Consider the following 14,856-nt stretch of genomic DNA (forward strand, 5'->3'; position numbering starts at 1 on the left):
CCACATGATGACCATGCCGGAAATTGAGCGTTGCCTACGACAGCTGCGCCTGTCGGGTGTCCGCGACACGCTGCAGACGCGCGTGCTCCAGGCGCAGGGCGCCAACCAGCCCTTCCTCGAGACCTTCTCCCTTATCCTGCAGGATGAACTGGACCGTCGTCAGTCCCGTCTTATCGAGCGGCGATACCAGCAATCCGGGCTCGACGAAAAGCTGACGCTCGCCGAGTTCGACTGGTCCTTCAATCCCAAACTGCCACGTCAGACCTGCTTCCAGCTCCACACCCTGGCGTTCATTGCCGCTGGCGAGAACGCTCTGCTTGTCGGCAAACCTGGCACCGGGAAGTCGCACATCGCCAAGGCGATTGCCTATCAGGCGATCCTGCAAAGCCACAAGGTCCAGTATCTTGAGACCGACGACTTCTTCCACCGCTACGCCCTGAACTCTCCGGCACAACGCGAGGTCCGGCTGCGAACCATCATCGACTGCGATCTCCTCGTGCTGGACGATCTATTCCTCGCACGCGCCATCCCCGACGACGCCGGCACTTTGCTGCAGACCCTGATCCATCAGCGCTACAAACTGCGCCGCAGCGTCATCGTCACCTCCAATCGCGTCGTGCAGGATTGGGGGGCATACCTTGGGGACAACACTATGAGCACGACGATCCTCGATCGCCTTATGCATCATTGCCATCTGCTTGAGTTCGACGGACGCAGCTATCGGCTCAAAGAAGCCGCTGAAGCTCTTGCCCGGGAAACAAACTCAAACTAACAGTCCCTTGTCCTGCCTCGCGGGTGGAGGAATTTGACTGACCACACCCGGAGGAATTTGAAGTGACCCGCGGGGAGTTGTGCAGCTTTGGGTGGCATAGAGCGCACCAGTCACGTCTTCCAGCGATGAGTGAGGCGCTCGATATGAGTAGCCACTAGAAGCGCGTATTTTTGAGCAATACATCACCTTCCACTGCGCGTGGATAGTGGGCCGCCACTTCGAATGATGGTAGCAGGTCCAGAATGGCTTGCAGAGACAACTGCCCTTCGTAGAGCTCGCGGTCGCTATATTCCGTGTAGATGAAGCGCGTGTTGCTCAAGGTCCGCATGCCGCCGGCGATAACATCGGCTTCGGCTCCCTGGACATCCATCCAGATGAAATCGACCGTGTTCAGCTTGGCATCGCTGCACCAGTCGTCCAGCCGCCGCGTTTCAACCGAGACAGGGCGATCGAACCGAACCCAATCATACTCGGTAAGATGGTTCTTCGGGCGGCGTATCGAGCCGGAGAGGTCCCATTCCTTCGCATCACCATCTGCATTGCTTGGATGGAAGTCGATCATCCCGTTTCGATCACTGATGGCGATTTCAAGCAGCTTCAACCTATTGAGGGATGGGCCCAGCTTCTTCTTGAAGCGCGCGATCGCTCTGGGGTCCGGCTCAAAGCAGTAGAGCTGAGCTTGCGGGCACAGGTTGAGAAACTGTTCCGTATCGGTCCCGTCATTGCAGCCGATATCCAGGATGACCGGATTCGGCTTCTGAAGAAGTGAAACGATGTGCTGGTGTACTTCTACAGACGACACAGGTGCTTTATCCCTTGGGCGCGGAGATCGGGTGAATTTCGACTTCGAAGCCGCAATCACACGCCAGACGCGCCGGCACAACGTATATCAAGGTATACAATGCATATGTCCGTCAGTTCCCTTGATCCATGACGGCTATTTGGATGCCATCGACATCAAAAGGGAACCTGTCGGACCGGGAGGTGCAGCGACTGCCTGGAATGGAAATTGCCACCCAGCGTCGGCAGACGCGCCCTCTGTGAGCCAGATCGTCGTCTGCGGTTCTTTTTCGGGGCGGCCAAAAGATGAGCTTCGCTCGAATGTCACCTGTGGCTATTCTCCCTGGAGCGTGCCGGGCAGAGTGATCTCTCGTGCGCAGCAATAGCCTATCACCTAGATCACAGTTGCGCGAGATATGCTCTGCCGGCTGACGGCCGCCATCTCAGATTCGGCTGACGCAATGTGCGAGCAGCTCCGGACGATACCTTCCTCGGACTCATCTGCTCTTTGGAGAAGACCATACGCGGATCCGCGTCTCGACGCACGCGTTTGCTGCAGCAATCCTCCGCAGCGCTCGTCGCAGATCTCTTCGACTTTCTGCAGCAAACCTTGCAGCGGATCTCCGGCAACCCAAAACTGGCGGAGCCAATCCGTTATGGCGTCTCGAGGGTTGCCATCTTCGAACGCTTCCTCACCGACGGCCGCATTGAGCTCGACTGCAGCATCGTCGAACGCGCCACCGCCACAAAAATTACGGGAAAGCTCTTCGCGGGCAGCGGCGGCGGACAAACCTGGGCAACTATCGCAACGCTGCCGCAAACAGCGAAAGTGGACGATGTCGATCCGTTCGCCTGGCTCGCCGTATTGCCAACTGTTTACCGAGGTTGACGGCCTCAGCTTGCTTTCAATTACCCACATTTGACATCGGATTTGAGCGAGGCGCCGCGGGCGAAATCTTAAATCGCTAGAATCTGTTGTGATTCGTTGTTGAGCACCTGATTCGGAAGCGCGGAGTATTCGATGGGCTTGGTGAAAGAATGCGCGGGGGCGCGTGCTCAGCGATTGACGACCGGTATCGAGACATGGGTTGATCGGGAAGTTGCGGGATTTGAGTTTAAGGATGAGCGGCTTGGTCGCCAGTTCTGCAAACTTCTCGCCAAATCGGGCGCGACATGGGTCAAAGCATCCCGCTGGTTTATCAGGATTGGGCCAACACGAAGGCCGCCTATCGCTTCTTCTCCAACGAACGGGTCGACGAGGCGGATATTCTTTGCGGTCATTTCGAGGCGACGCGCGGGCGCGTAGCGGCGACGGAGGGACCGATCCCCGTCCTCCATGACACGACGGAATCTTCAGGCTCTAAAGCCAGCGAACGATTCCGCCCAATTTGGCGATGAGCCATCTTCTCAACTTTAGCCTCCGCCGATTTGCGTCTGCCACAAGCGAGCATAAGCGCTTTCACCAAGCAGATCAGTATGCCTGCCCTCCGCAACGATGCGGCCCCTGTCTAAGACGACGATCTTGTCGGCATCACAGATGGTGCTGAGTCGGTGAGAGATGACCACGATGGTCTTGCCGGCCCGACGCAAATCCTGGAGGAGCCGGTGCACCGTGGCTTCGGCAACCGGGTCGAGAGAGGAAGTCGGCTCGTCTAGGATTAGGATTGCCGGATCCCGATAGAGAGCTCGCGCCAACGAAAGGCGCTGCTTCTCGCCGCCAGAGAGCCTTACGCCGTTTTTGCCCAGATAGGCCTGGAAGCCTCCGGGCCAACGCTCAATCACCTCCCGCAGCCCAGTTTGATCGCAGATTTTCATGATCCTGTCGATCTCCGGCTCGAACTCGCCAAGTGCGATGTTCTCGATCACCGAGCCCGAGAATACGTCCGTTGACTGCGGTACCGAAGCAACAACGTTACGCAGGGATACGGTCGATAAGTCTTTGAGATCATGGGGGCCGATCCGGATGCGCCCACCCTCGAGCGGGTAGATGTTCTGCAGCAGCGCGGCAAGGGAGCTCTTGCCGGAGCCGCTTTCCCCGACCACGGCCGTCATCTCGCCTCTGCGGAACGTGACGCTGAGGTCTTGAAATAGCTTGGGCTGGGCGCCGTGACGGAACGTGACATTCTCGAAGATGATATCACCGAGACTGGATTTCGTGACATCAGCGCCTCCGTCACGCGCCGGCTCAAGGTCAAAAATCTCAAACAGGCGATCCGCCGCGATAAAGGCGTCCTGCACAACTCTGTTAGCTTGGATCAGGTTGGCGACTGGGCGGGTGATATAGCCGAGCAGCGCATAGCACGAAAGTAATTCACCCGGAGTGACGGTCTGATCCAGAACAAGCGTCGTCCCGAACCACATTAGCAGGATCGTCAACAGAGTTGAGAGGAACGAAGAAGCGTTATCTCCTAGGATCGAGATAAGGCCGGCACTGTAGACTGACTGCAGCGTCTTAACGAAGCGGGTCTCCATCTTAAGGCAGGAGCTGTTCTCCATCCCGAATGTTTTGATCGTAGAAACAGCTCCGAGCGATTCCACCAATTGCGCCTCCAGATCGGCGGCATTCTCCATGATTGCGCGCTGGCGCTTGCTGTTCAGCCGATTAGTGGTCCAGTATACCAGCGAATATAGTGGAACCGAGATCGCCACGACCACAGCGATCTTCCACGAGTAGAGGAACATCAACCCGAACGAGAACAGTATGACTAGGATGTTGACGAACATCGTGATGGAGACCTCGTTCAAGAAGCTCCTGATTTTCACCGCGTCGTTCATCCGGGAAACGATTTCTCCCACTTGCATACTATCGAAGAACTTTTGGGGTAAGCTTAGGATGTGATTGTAGTAGCTGAGGATCAAGCACACATCGATCTTCTGCCCAGTTTCCAGGGCGAGCCGGCTTCTAAGGAGACTGATAAGGATTTGTGGCACCAGGATCAGCAACATCGCGACGCTCATGAGGTTGAGCAAGTTGCGGTTGCCCGATGCAATCACGTGATCGACGATCTTCTGTACGTAAATGGCCGTCGAGAGTCCCAGAATGGTGGTTACCAGTGCGCCGACGAGCGCCTGCGCCAGCGCAGCTCTGTGCGGCGCAAGCAGTCGGACGAAGCGAAGAAAAGTTGAGGTGGTCTCATCGCGGCGCTTGAAGGTATCTGCCGGAACCAGGAGCACCAGGACACCGGTCCACTGCCCTTTGAATTCTTCATGCGACAGCTTTCGAATTTCACCAAAAGCTGGGTCCATCACGGTGACGCACCTCGCGTCGATCGCCTGGACGACCACGAAGTGATGCAGGACGTCCTTGACGATCACATGCGCAATAGCGGGCTTCGGGACCTTGTACAAGCTGTCGAAGTTGCCCTTGACACCTTTAGCAATGAAGCCCAGCTTTTGAGCCGCGTGCAAAAGACCCGCCACCGTGGTGCCGGAGCGGTCGGTTGAGGCAAACTGTCGGATGCGAGACAAGGGCAACTTGCAGCCATAGAAGGCGCCAACAGAAGCAAGGCTGGCTGCCCCACAATCCGTCATGTCCCGCTGCTTCAACTTGATGATCTGTCTCGACATTGGCTCACTGGCTCTCGAATAATCAATAGTTAGCGGGCAGCCAGGAGCGGGTTGAGCCAATCGTCGACCTCAGTGTAGAGGAGTTGCAGTAGAGTGCGCTCAGCCACGAAAAAGCGGGCTCGCACGGTCATGCCCTTCTTCAGATGGCCAATAATTCCGTTTTTGAGTGCAAGGTAACTGCGAGAGAGCGCGCAACGGACCTTGAAGACCGGGTTCTTGTCCAGGAGGATGAAGTCCTGCGCCACGTTTAGCACTTTCGCGTCGATTCCCCCCCACTGATTGTAATTGAAAGCGTCGACCTGGAGCCGCACCGCCTGCCCCTGCTGCACGAAGCTGATGTCTTTGGGAGAGACGTAAATTTCTGCCACCAGTTCGCCTTCAGGCGATATCCAACCCACGGTTTGCCCTGCCTGGACGTAGCCGCCTGGCGACAGGCCAGAGAATTGCTCGAGCGCGCCGGACACGGGAGCGCGAATGCGGGTCAGGTCGCGTTCGCTCTCAAGTTGGTGCAGGCTCGCAGTGAGCTCCTGAAGGCGGAGGTTCGTATCGAAGAGTTGCTGATTCCATTCGGCGGATTTGCTCCGTGCAAGGATCTCGCCTTTTACTTCGAGGCTCTGCAGCGCCAAGGTCTTTTCCTCAACCGCCTTGGCGGGCGCTGCAGCAACGGAGAGGAGGCGCTTGGCCCGATCGAGCTCCACCGCGGCATTGCCGCGGGCATATTGGTTCTCCCGCAACAGATTGAGAAAATGCAGCCGCTCGGCCTCGGCGGCCTCGGTCCGGAGGCGGATGGGAGGGGCGAACTGCGCGCCAGAAGAGATCAGGGTCTGGAGGTCGATGGCACGATCTCGCTTCAGACGGATTTCGTCCGTTAGCGTACCGATTTTTTCCTCAATGACCTTGTCGTCGAGAACTAGGATCTCCCGGCCTTGTTCAACGCGATCGTTCTCGACCGCAAGAACCCGGGAGATGCGCCCGGAAAGCGGCGCAATCAGGGGAGTCTTCTCCATTGTGGGACGAATAGTACCGGCACTTTGAACAGAAAGCGTGACAGTAATGATCGGCAGCGACGACATGGTCGCAACGACAGACAGTACTATCAGCTTGTAGATTGCCAAAGATCGCCCTGATCCTCGCGACAGAATACTCTCCGCAGTGCAACCGACCACTTCCGGAGGCAGTAACTCATCAGTCATAGTAGTCACGCTATATGGCGATTAGCAGGCCCAACATGCAGATCTAGCTTGAGCACCTCCGAGGGATGCACCGCCTCTTATTCACCGGACCAAACGATCAACGCATTATATCCCATGCAGCTACAGCTGCGAACACCGCAATAACTGCTGCAAACAATCCGAGAACCCACCCTCCCGAGATCGCAGCTGCTTCGCCAGCGGTGAGTTCGGCCAGATTGAAAGATGGCACATCGAGCTTCATTGTTTGTCTCCTCCTGAATGGGGAACGGTCGGCTCTGCAGGTCGGCGGCTTGCTCGGTCACCGAGAGAAGTTAAGAAATTCTCAGACCCTCAGCGCCCACATTTGTCCTGCTCCAGAGCGACGGACTGTTAGCGGACGCACGTTGAAGAGGATATTCCAACCGTAGCTGCGGCGCGAAAGCGTTTCCGTCCCGTACAGAAGTTTCTGCATCATGAGGCGAGCCAGCCTGGAGGACAGGTATCTGCGCCACAGACTGGCTCACCAAGTTACTTTTTGCGCAGGCTACTTATGCACTCGGAGTCGGAGGCGGGCAGTAGATTGGCTCGACGATGATATAATTACCCTCCGGATTTGGCCTAACTACCCAACCGCACGGATCTTGCCCTCCCGCAGCAGCACACGCTTCTTCGAGAGTCAATTCGGTCACGTCATAAGCTGACATATTCATGCTTTTTCCCTTCGCGTAGTCGGCGGTCAGGAACTGCTGCCGCCGACGCAGGATAATCAAATCTCGTGCCAAGCGCTCAGGAAAGCCAACAAGCTCGGGAAAGCCAAAAATAAGCGGCTCTGCGTCTTCAGAGGCTTAACCGAACTGTGCTGCAGGCCGCGCGAACATTACGTCGCCAATGCGACTAATCAGTCGCGAACACAACAAGTGTGAAGAAGCCGGTGAGCATCCGTATTGGGCGAGCCGGCTACCCGAGAACTGCTGGAGCGAATTCCCATCAGCACCGCTGGCCGGCCTTTGCGCGTTCGTACTGGGGCGCGCAATGGCCAGATCGAGGTCGGTGCGGATCATTCTTCAAGAACTCCCGCGCTCTTTCCCGCACCGCTGTCTCCGCTCCATGGCACGAATCTTGGTTTTCTATTTGCGCGAGGCGGCAGGCGTTGTCGGCCAGCGTCACGCCGGACCTTCTTGTTTGGAAAGGAGACTCTGATGAGGACCAATATGTCAGCTTAGCGTGTAGCCTAACTAACCCGCGAACCAGCATCTGCAACTTCGGGAGGGTCGATATTGACCTTGCCCCTCGGGCTTAATCCAGTTTGAAGTTCGTTCTGGCCCAAGACGAGGACCAGAGCATGAAGCGCAAGCGGTTTACGGAAGAACAGATCATCGGGATTTTGAAGGAGCACGAAGCCGGGGTTCCGGTCGCCGATCTCTGCCGCAAGCATGGTGTCAGCGACGCCAGCATCTACAAATGGAAGGCCAGGTTCGGCGGGATGGACGTCTCGGAGGCCAAGCGACTGCGGTCGCTGGAGGACGAGAACACGAAGCTGAAGCGGCTTCTGGCAGACGCCATGTTGGACAATGCGGCGCTGAAGGATCTCCTGGGAAAGAAGTGGTGACGCCCGCGGGGAAGCGGAAAGCTGTCGCTCATCTGGTGGATGCCCATGGGATGAGTGAACGGCGGGCGTGTAAAGCCATCGGCTGCTGCCGCATGACCATGAGATACCGGACGACCCAGGCTGACGATGCCAGCCTTCGCCAGCGCATGAGGGCGATCGCCCAGGAGCGCCGCCGCTTCGGCTATCGGCGGCTGCATGTTCTGCTCAGGCGGGAGGGCTATCTGATCAACCACAAAAAGCTCTTCCGGCTCTATCGGGAAGAGAAGCTGACGGTGCGTCGCCGTGGTGGCCGCAAGCGGGCGATCGGGACCAGGGCGCCAATGCTGGTTCCGATGACGCCGAACGACCGGTGGTCGCTCGACTTTGTGTCGGATCAGCTGACCGACGGCCGCCGCTTCCGCATCCTGACTGTCGTCGATGATTGTACCCGTGAGTGCCTGGCGCTGGTGGCCGACACCTCGCTCTCCGGCGTCCGCGTGGCGCGGGAACTGGACCGGCTGATGATCGAGCGCGGCAAGCCCAGGACGGTGGTCAGCGACAACGGCAGCGAACTCACCAGCAACGCCATCCTGGTGTGGGCCGACCAAAGCCGTGTCGAATGGCACTACATCGCGCCGGGCAAACCCATGCAGAACGCCTTCATCGAGAGCTTCAACGGCCGGCTGCGGGATGAGCTGTTGAACGAGACGTTGTTCACGTCACTGGCACAAGCCCGCGTCACACTTGGATGTTGGCGGGCCGATTACAACGACACACGACCACACTCGCAGCTCGGATGGAGAACCCCGTCCGAGTTCGCGATGACATGCCACCCGCGCCGGGATCTGGCGCTGCGCTATGCCGAAGGCTCCGCGCCAGCCCCCGTCGCTGCCACCGCCCAACCGGGCAAATCCAACGGCACGGGCGAACTCAGGACTGGATAAAACTTGGGGCAAGGTCAATATCGTTGGGAGCATTTGCCTGAATTTTGGGGCTAGCAGGGGCTGCAGCTGCAATTATAAAGCAGATAGTGCTTGGCTTGAAAGTCCGATCCTGGGTGGCGAGTTCAGCTGCATGGTGGACTTCACTAACCTGACCCGCAAAACAGCGGTGTTCGATCCGATGACGACACTCGCCAACGCCAATGGTCTGTGCACGACCGCGTCCACCGATCCGATGGCGCGATTGCCGTCGCAGCGCTTGCTGCGCGGCATGCCGGGGGCCTATACCCGCCTGACGGCCGAGGCGCAGTGGCGCAAGCCCTTGCACGCCGTTCGTCAGTGTCCGCGCCGGGCATCAATGCCGACATCTCGAGCCAGCCGGGCGTTTCCAACTACCTGCCGGTTGGCAGCACCCAGACGGTCCGCCTGATGCCGACCGTCGGCTTTGAATACCGCTATCCCCTCATCAATGTGCAGTCGATCGTTAATAAGCCGAATTGGGCTGAACTGGACAGTTGAGCGTTGGCCAGAGTGAGAGCAGGAAGAGGGACAAAAGGTCTCTGAGCCAAGCCAGGACACGGCGGAGGTTGTGGCCAACGGCCGAGAGGAGAACGTTAGCGGCATCTCCGGCGCGGCCTTTGAGATAGCAGCGGCCAAGGTGACCTTCGTTCTTCATGTGTCCGATGATGGGCTCGATGGCGGAACGGCGGCGTAGCTCGCGCTTGATGACGCCGAAGACGCCGCGCTTCTGGCCCGAGATGAAGACGCGGCGGGGATTTTGTGTGTCGTGGCCGCGATATCCCTTGTCGACATAGGCCCGTTCGATCGGGCAGCCGGTGAGGCTCTCGGTGCGCTCGATGACGTCGCGAAGGGTGTGACCGTCGTAGGGGTTGTCCGGCAGCGCGCAGGCGTGGAGCACGAACAAGCCGCCGGGAGCTCTTTGGTTGTTGGTGACGATGGATGCCTTCACGCCGAACTCATAGGGCGCGGCGGCCTTGCCCTTGCCGATGCACTCGACCTCCGGAGCATGGAAGGAATACAGCTTGAAGCCGCGCTGGCGCTGCTGCTGCGAGCGGATCTGGGTGGCTCGGCTCAGCGGCAGGGCGAATGCCTCCTCCAGTGCGGGCTGGCCCTCGGTCTTGCGGCGAATGTCGCGGATGATCCGGCCCAGCCGGCTGCGCAGAAGGCGCAGCTGTCGCTGATGCCGGTTGAATTGTTTGGCATGAGCGTAGCGGCCCGCCATCATTGCCGCGCTTTTGGCCACGCGAATATAGGATTGCCGGAGCCTGACCCCGTGCTTCCTCGCCAGGCGGTTCAACCCGCGGATCGCTGCATGCAGCAGCTTGGCGTCGGTCGGAAAGCTGATGGCCTTCGGTTGGACGGTCGTGTCGACCGTGACCCGCTTGAGGTCCTGGCTGCGCAACGCACCGCTCGCGTGCGCCACCCGAAGGCTCTCGGCCAACAACCGCTCCAGCTTGTCGCCGAGCCGCTTGCGCCAGTGGCTCAGGTCTGAGCGCTCATGCGGGAAAACGTGCTGGAAAAACTCTTCGCCTGTGAAGAACTGGAAGTACGGATCGTGGACCCAGCGCTCGCACACCCCCTCATCGGACAGGCCGTAGATGTGCTTGAGCAGCAGCAATCCGATCATGAATCGGGTCGCGATACCCGGCCTGCCGTTGTCGCTGTAGAGCGGCGCGATCTCGCCGTCGATCCAGTTCCAATCGACCCTGCCGGCGAGCAGAACCAGCTCGTGTCGCATGTTGATGATCTGGTCCAGCCGGGACCGGAACAGATCGTTCGAGCCTGTCGTCCTGTGCTTCTTTGGTCGCATCGGTGCCTCCGATGCAGCACAGAATCACGGTTCGCAGCGGCAGGGAAATCCAAAATCGAAATTGCAGGGTTTTGGGCTGTGAAGCCTCAATCCCCTGCAATCTCAAATGCCGTCGCAACCGGAAAACAGACTCCCAATCAAGTGCTTGGAGGCTTGTTCACGGACAACTGTGCAGCCACGGGGCACGACCGCCGTCGAGCCAATCGCGCAGGTCATCATCCGGCCCGACGAGCCCCACGCCGGCAAGCTGCCGAACGAGGACGCGCAGAATTTTGTATTCGACACCTCGAGCCTTGTTCGCGGTCGTATGTCGACGATTGCTTCGTACTGGCGGCAAACTACGTAAGTTCCTACAACTACTCCGCTGGTTCGGCATCGCCCGTGCTGAACAACACCTGCCTGCTCACTCTCGGTCTACGAACGATCGGGGTAAATTCAGTCAGTTTTTGAGCGACCGTGCCACGGCTGGACATCGACAATTCGATACAATTCGATGATGGCCTCTCTTGGAGCACGCCGCCTGAGTTTTTGAGATAGTTGGCATACTTGTTATTGTGCGCGACTTCGTCAAATTCATCGAGCGCCGATCTTCGATGAGTCTTGTGCACCGCACGCTTCGTCGGCGTCAGCTCCTAGATGCTGCCGTCAGACGAAGCAATCATGTGCATTCCGGCCACCGCCGTCGAAACACGCGGCGCTTCTACCGGTGTAACGGCCGCCAGGCCAATGTTGAGGAAGGTTCAATCTGGGTGTTTCGACGAAACGCAATGTTATTTTCGTCACAGCTTGGCGGGCCGTGTACCTGAGGGCGTTGGCTTCCGGACAAAGACACGCGCAGGCCAGGCAACGATTCAGCAGAACTGCAGGGATGGATCGTTCAGCTCATTTTTGGCCTGACTCTTGCTACAATTGGGCTGGTCACAATGTGCCTATCACCAACTTGCTCAAACGCTCAGGAGACCTGTATGACTTTCCGTCCGCTTCACGACCGCGTTGTGGTCAAGCGCATCGACGCCGATGAGAAGACCGCTGGCGGCATTATCATTCCCGACACTGCCAAGGAAAAGCCCTCGCAGGGCGAAGTCATCGCTGTCGGCCCCGGTGGCCGCGACGAGACCGGCAAGCTGATTCCGATCGACATTGAGGTCGGCGACCGCGTGCTGTTCGGCAAGTGGTCCGGCACCGAGGTCAAGATCGACGGGCAGGACCTGTTGATCATGAAGGAGAGCGACATCATGGGCGTTCTCACCGATGTGTTGTCCAAAAAGAAAGCCGCCTAACCCAGCGCTCGCACAGCTCACCCCTGACGAGCGCCCACCGGGCGCGCTGAAGGATCAGAAACTAAGAACTGAGGGAATTCTTTATGTCACCGAAAGAAGTCAAATTCGGAGTGGACGCGCGGGACCGCATGCTGCGCGGTGTCGACATCCTCGCCAATGCCGTACAGGTCACGCTCGGTCCGAAGGGCCGCAACGTGGTGCTCGATAAGTCGTTCGGCGCGCCTCGCATCACTAAGGACGGCGTTGCCGTCGCCAAGGACATCGAACTCGACGACAAGTTCGAGAACATGGGCGCCCAGATGGTGCGCGAGGTGGCTTCGAAGGCGGCGGATGCTGCCGGCGACGGAACCACCACCGCGACCGTGCTGGCCCAGGCGATCGTGCGCGAAGGCGCCAAGTCGGTTGCCGCCGGCATGAACCCGATGGACCTGAAGCGCGGTATCGACCTCGCGGTCGAAGCCGTGGTTGCGGACCTGCAGAAGAACTCCAAGAAGGTCACCTCGAACGAGGAGATCGCCCAGGTCGGCACCATCTCGGCCAACGGCGATGCCGAGATCGGCAAGTTCCTCGCCGACGCCATGAAGAAGGTGGGCAACGAAGGAGTGATCACGGTCGAGGAGGCCAAGTCGCTCGAGACCGAGCTCGACGTCGTCGAGGGCATGCAGTTCGACCGCGGCTACATCTCGCCCTACTTCGTCACCAACGCCGACAAGATGCGCGTTGAGATGGACGACGCCTACATCCTCATCAACGAGAAGAAGCTCTCCTCGCTGAACGAGCTGCTGCCGCTGCTCGAGGCCGTGGTGCAGACCGGCAAGCCGCTGGTCATCGTCGCCGAGGACGTCGAAGGCGAAGCGCTCGCGACCCTTGTCGTGAACCGCCTGCGTGGCGGCCTGAAGGTCGCGGCCGTCAAGGCTCCGGGCTTCGGCGATCGCCGCAAGGCCATGCTGCAGGACATCGCGATCCTGACCGGCGGACAGGCGATCTCGGAAGATCTCGGCATCAAGCTCGAGAACGTCACGCTCAACATGCTCGGTCGCGCCAAGAAGGTGATGATCGACAAGGAGAACACCACGATCGTCAACGGCGCCGGCAAAAAGGCCGACATCGACGCGCGCGTGTCCCAGATCAAGGCGCAGATCGAGGAGACCACCTCGGACTACGACCGTGAGAAGCTCCAGGAGCGTCTCGCCAAGCTCGCCGGCGGCGTCGCGGTGATCCGCGTCGGCGGCGCGACCGAGGTCGAGGTAAAGGAGCGCAAGGATCGCGTGGATGACGCGATGCACGCGACCCGCGCGGCAGTCGAGGAAGGCATCCTGCCGGGCGGCGGCGTCGCCCTGCTCCGTGCTTCCGAGCAGCTCAAGGGCCTGCGCACCAAGAACGACGACCAGAAGACCGGCGTCGAGATTGTGCGCAAGGCGCTGTCCTGGCCGGCCCGCCAGATCGCGATCAACGCCGGTGAAGACGGTTCGATCGTGGTGGGCAAAGTTCTCGACAACGAGCAGTACTCTTATGGCTTCGATGCGCAGGCAGGCGAGTACAGCAATCTTGTCTCCAAGGGCATCATTGACCCGACCAAGGTCGTGCGCATCGCGGTCCAGAACGCCTCCTCGGTGGCGGCGCTGCTGATCACGACGGAAGCGATGGTTGCCGAGCTGCCGAAGAAGGCCGCGGCTGGTCCAGCAATGCCTCCGGGCGGCGGCATGGGCGGTATGGACTTCTGATCCACCTCTCAAAGCGTCGATGACATGCAAAACCCTGGCAGGAATGCCAGGGTTTTTTGCTCCGCGGGAGCTTGCAAATAGCCCTTGCAAGCCGCCCCGAAGGCCCAACCCATCGGCCTATCGATATGAGCGGCGGTTGGGCCCAGACCTAATTTACTTGTGACTTTTCCCTCGGCGGCGACAGGGCCTCGGCCAAGGTAAAACGGGTCCAGCACTGCGATGGAACCGGGCCTATCGCTATTTGACTCTCACGAAGCTGCCTCTGCTCATCCGAGTGTTGAACCCTTGGTCTGCGGCATATCCGGTGCTGCCTACCCGCTTTCGACCTTTTGCGTACTTTCCTGTCCTGACGCGTAGTCCCAAGCGCCCAAATGCCCTTTCCTGGAGCTTCGCACTCACATCTCATGGCCAGAGGGCTCGTTTGAAAGCAGCGAGAATGCTCATTGTCAAAAACCACACAGTATCCTGCGGAAGTGCCATGATTAGTGTACGCTTTATTTTGTCCTCGCGGACGGGCTCCGCTTCGCCTACGGGGGCCCCCTCAACTCCGCTGCAGCGTCCTACCATGGATATCTGTTTTAGAGAGAGTGTGTGTCGGCAGGTCGTGCAATTGATGCTGTTCCAGGCAGATCACGGGGAATGACTTTTGAGGAAGCAGCGACACCGAAGTTTGGACCGCCCAGAAATGGAGTTTTACGACTCTTGTAGCGAGACCGAACTTTGGACCAGCCAGAACTAGAGTTTTGCGCCTCTCATCACGTTGGCGGGCTGGTGGCGCCGGCGTGATTCTGCAGCAAAATCGGCGGCCGATTGCCGATCGCCCCGTGGGGCCGTTCCTCGTTATAGTATCTGCGCCAAGTCTCCACTTTTTCCTGGGCGTCTGCAAGGGACAGGAACCAATGGGCGTTGAGGCATTCGGCCCGGAAGCGGCCGTTGAACGCCTCGATAAAGGCGTTGTCGGTTGGCTTGCCCGGCCTTGAGAAGTCCAGCGTAACACCGCGCTGATAGGCCCACAGATCGAGCTCGCGCGACACGAACTCGCTGCCTTGATCGACACGGATCGTCGCCGGGAGCCCCACTTCCTTGCAGGCTCTTTCCAGCCCACGACGTCGCTGCCGCGGAAGGCTCGCGCTCCGCAAATCGCTCAATATTTGCGGATCGGCTTCATGGAGCTCTCTCCGTGCAAACGGCACGAATCTTG

The 14,856-nt window shown here is 59.1% G+C and carries 10 protein-coding genes and 4 pseudogenes; 8 read left to right on the plus strand and 6 right to left on the minus strand.

Annotated elements, in window-relative coordinates; all coding sequences use genetic code 11:
• Positions 1-4: 4 nt before the first annotated feature.
• Entirely contained in the window at positions 5-772 is a 768-nt protein-coding gene (gene istB, locus EI171_RS39150) for an IS21-like element IS1631 family helper ATPase IstB (protein WP_038952109.1), read from the plus strand.
• 154 nt (positions 773-926) lie between these two features.
• On the opposite strand, the gene EI171_RS39155 is transcribed toward istB, so the two are convergent.
• Positions 927-1,574: an FkbM family methyltransferase gene (locus EI171_RS39155; protein WP_161536441.1), complete on the minus strand. Its 648-nt coding sequence runs from the start codon at positions 1,572-1,574 to the stop codon at positions 927-929.
• Positions 1,575-2,060: 486 nt separating this feature from the next.
• On the opposite strand from EI171_RS39155, the pseudogene EI171_RS39160 reads away from it, so the two are divergent.
• Positions 2,061-2,411, plus strand: a pseudogene (locus EI171_RS39160) (transposase); the annotation flags it as partial.
• Positions 2,412-2,725: 314 nt separating this feature from the next.
• On the plus strand, positions 2,726-2,950 hold the full coding sequence (locus EI171_RS46140) for a transposase DNA-binding-containing protein (RefSeq protein WP_246740376.1): 225 nt from the start codon (positions 2,726-2,728) through the stop codon (positions 2,948-2,950).
• A 15-nt stretch (positions 2,951-2,965) separates the two neighbouring features.
• Here the strand turns inward: EI171_RS46140 and EI171_RS39170 are convergent, their stop codons facing one another.
• The 3 genes from EI171_RS39170 to EI171_RS39180 all read right to left on the minus strand — a co-directional run bounded on the left by EI171_RS39170 (position 2,966) and on the right by EI171_RS39180 (position 6,553).
• The gene (locus EI171_RS39170; protein ID WP_161536442.1) at positions 2,966-5,119 is read right to left on the minus strand and encodes a peptidase domain-containing ABC transporter; all 2,154 of its coding nucleotides are present in this window, start codon (positions 5,117-5,119) and stop codon (positions 2,966-2,968) included.
• Positions 5,120-5,148: 29 nt separating this feature from the next.
• Entirely contained in the window at positions 5,149-6,234 is a 1,086-nt protein-coding gene (locus tag EI171_RS39175) for an HlyD family secretion protein (protein ID WP_161536443.1), read from the minus strand.
• Positions 6,235-6,409: 175 nt separating this feature from the next.
• Positions 6,410-6,553 (minus strand): hypothetical protein, encoded by a 144-nt coding sequence (locus EI171_RS39180; RefSeq protein WP_161536444.1) that lies wholly within the window; start codon positions 6,551-6,553, stop codon positions 6,410-6,412.
• A 1,080-nt stretch (positions 6,554-7,633) separates the two neighbouring features.
• Here EI171_RS39180 and EI171_RS46145 point away from each other — a divergent pair.
• From EI171_RS46145 to EI171_RS39190, 3 genes and pseudogenes are all read left to right on the plus strand, one after another.
• Positions 7,634-7,786 (plus strand): annotated as a pseudogene (locus tag EI171_RS46145) (transposase); the annotation flags it as partial.
• On the plus strand, positions 7,753-8,823 hold the full coding sequence (locus EI171_RS39185; RefSeq protein ID WP_246740377.1) for an IS3 family transposase: 1,071 nt from the start codon (positions 7,753-7,755) through the stop codon (positions 8,821-8,823). The pseudogene EI171_RS46145 and the gene EI171_RS39185, both read left to right, overlap by 34 nt.
• Before the next feature lie 94 nt (positions 8,824-8,917).
• Positions 8,918-9,297, plus strand: a pseudogene (locus tag EI171_RS39190) (LPS-assembly protein LptD); the annotation flags it as partial.
• 7 nt (positions 9,298-9,304) lie between these two features.
• On the opposite strand, the gene EI171_RS39195 reads toward EI171_RS39190, so the two are convergent.
• A complete protein-coding gene (locus EI171_RS39195; RefSeq protein WP_161532315.1) occupies positions 9,305-10,651 on the minus strand; it encodes an IS5 family transposase in 1,347 nt (448 codons plus the stop codon).
• Positions 10,652-11,616: 965 nt separating this feature from the next.
• On the opposite strand from EI171_RS39195, the gene EI171_RS39205 reads away from it, so the two are divergent.
• Positions 11,617-11,931, plus strand: coding sequence for a co-chaperone GroES (locus tag EI171_RS39205; protein ID WP_097669955.1), 315 nt, complete (start codon positions 11,617-11,619; stop codon positions 11,929-11,931).
• An 83-nt stretch (positions 11,932-12,014) separates the two neighbouring features.
• Positions 12,015-13,655 (plus strand): chaperonin GroEL, encoded by a 1,641-nt coding sequence (gene groL, locus EI171_RS39210; protein WP_161536445.1) that lies wholly within the window; start codon positions 12,015-12,017, stop codon positions 13,653-13,655.
• Positions 13,656-14,410: 755 nt separating this feature from the next.
• Here groL and EI171_RS39215 read toward each other — a convergent pair.
• Positions 14,411-14,755 (minus strand): annotated as a pseudogene (locus EI171_RS39215) (integrase core domain-containing protein); the annotation flags it as partial.
• Positions 14,756-14,856 lie beyond the last annotated feature (101 nt).

Source organism: Bradyrhizobium sp. LCT2 (assembly GCF_009931255.1).
Taxonomy (GTDB): Bacteria; Pseudomonadota; Alphaproteobacteria; order Rhizobiales; family Xanthobacteraceae; genus Bradyrhizobium; species Bradyrhizobium diazoefficiens.

What these genes read in the sequence shown, in the direction of transcription:
- istB (WP_038952109.1), top strand. Translation starts at nt 5, where the DNA reads ATGATGACCATGCCGGAAATTGAGCGTTGCCTACGACAGCTGCGCCTG.
- EI171_RS46140 (WP_246740376.1), top strand. Translation starts at nt 2,726, where the DNA reads ATGGGTCAAAGCATCCCGCTGGTTTATCAGGATTGGGCCAACACGAAG.
- EI171_RS39170 (WP_161536442.1), bottom strand. Translation starts at nt 5,119, where the DNA reads ATGTCGAGACAGATCATCAAGTTGAAGCAGCGGGACATGACGGATTGT.
- EI171_RS39180 (WP_161536444.1), bottom strand. Translation starts at nt 6,553, where the DNA reads ATGAAGCTCGATGTGCCATCTTTCAATCTGGCCGAACTCACCGCTGGC.
- EI171_RS39185 (WP_246740377.1), top strand. Translation starts at nt 7,753, where the DNA reads ATGGAAGGCCAGGTTCGGCGGGATGGACGTCTCGGAGGCCAAGCGACT.
- EI171_RS39195 (WP_161532315.1), bottom strand. Translation starts at nt 10,651, where the DNA reads ATGCGACCAAAGAAGCACAGGACGACAGGCTCGAACGATCTGTTCCGG.
- EI171_RS39205 (WP_097669955.1), top strand. Translation starts at nt 11,617, where the DNA reads ATGACTTTCCGTCCGCTTCACGACCGCGTTGTGGTCAAGCGCATCGAC.
- groL (WP_161536445.1), top strand. Translation starts at nt 12,015, where the DNA reads ATGTCACCGAAAGAAGTCAAATTCGGAGTGGACGCGCGGGACCGCATG.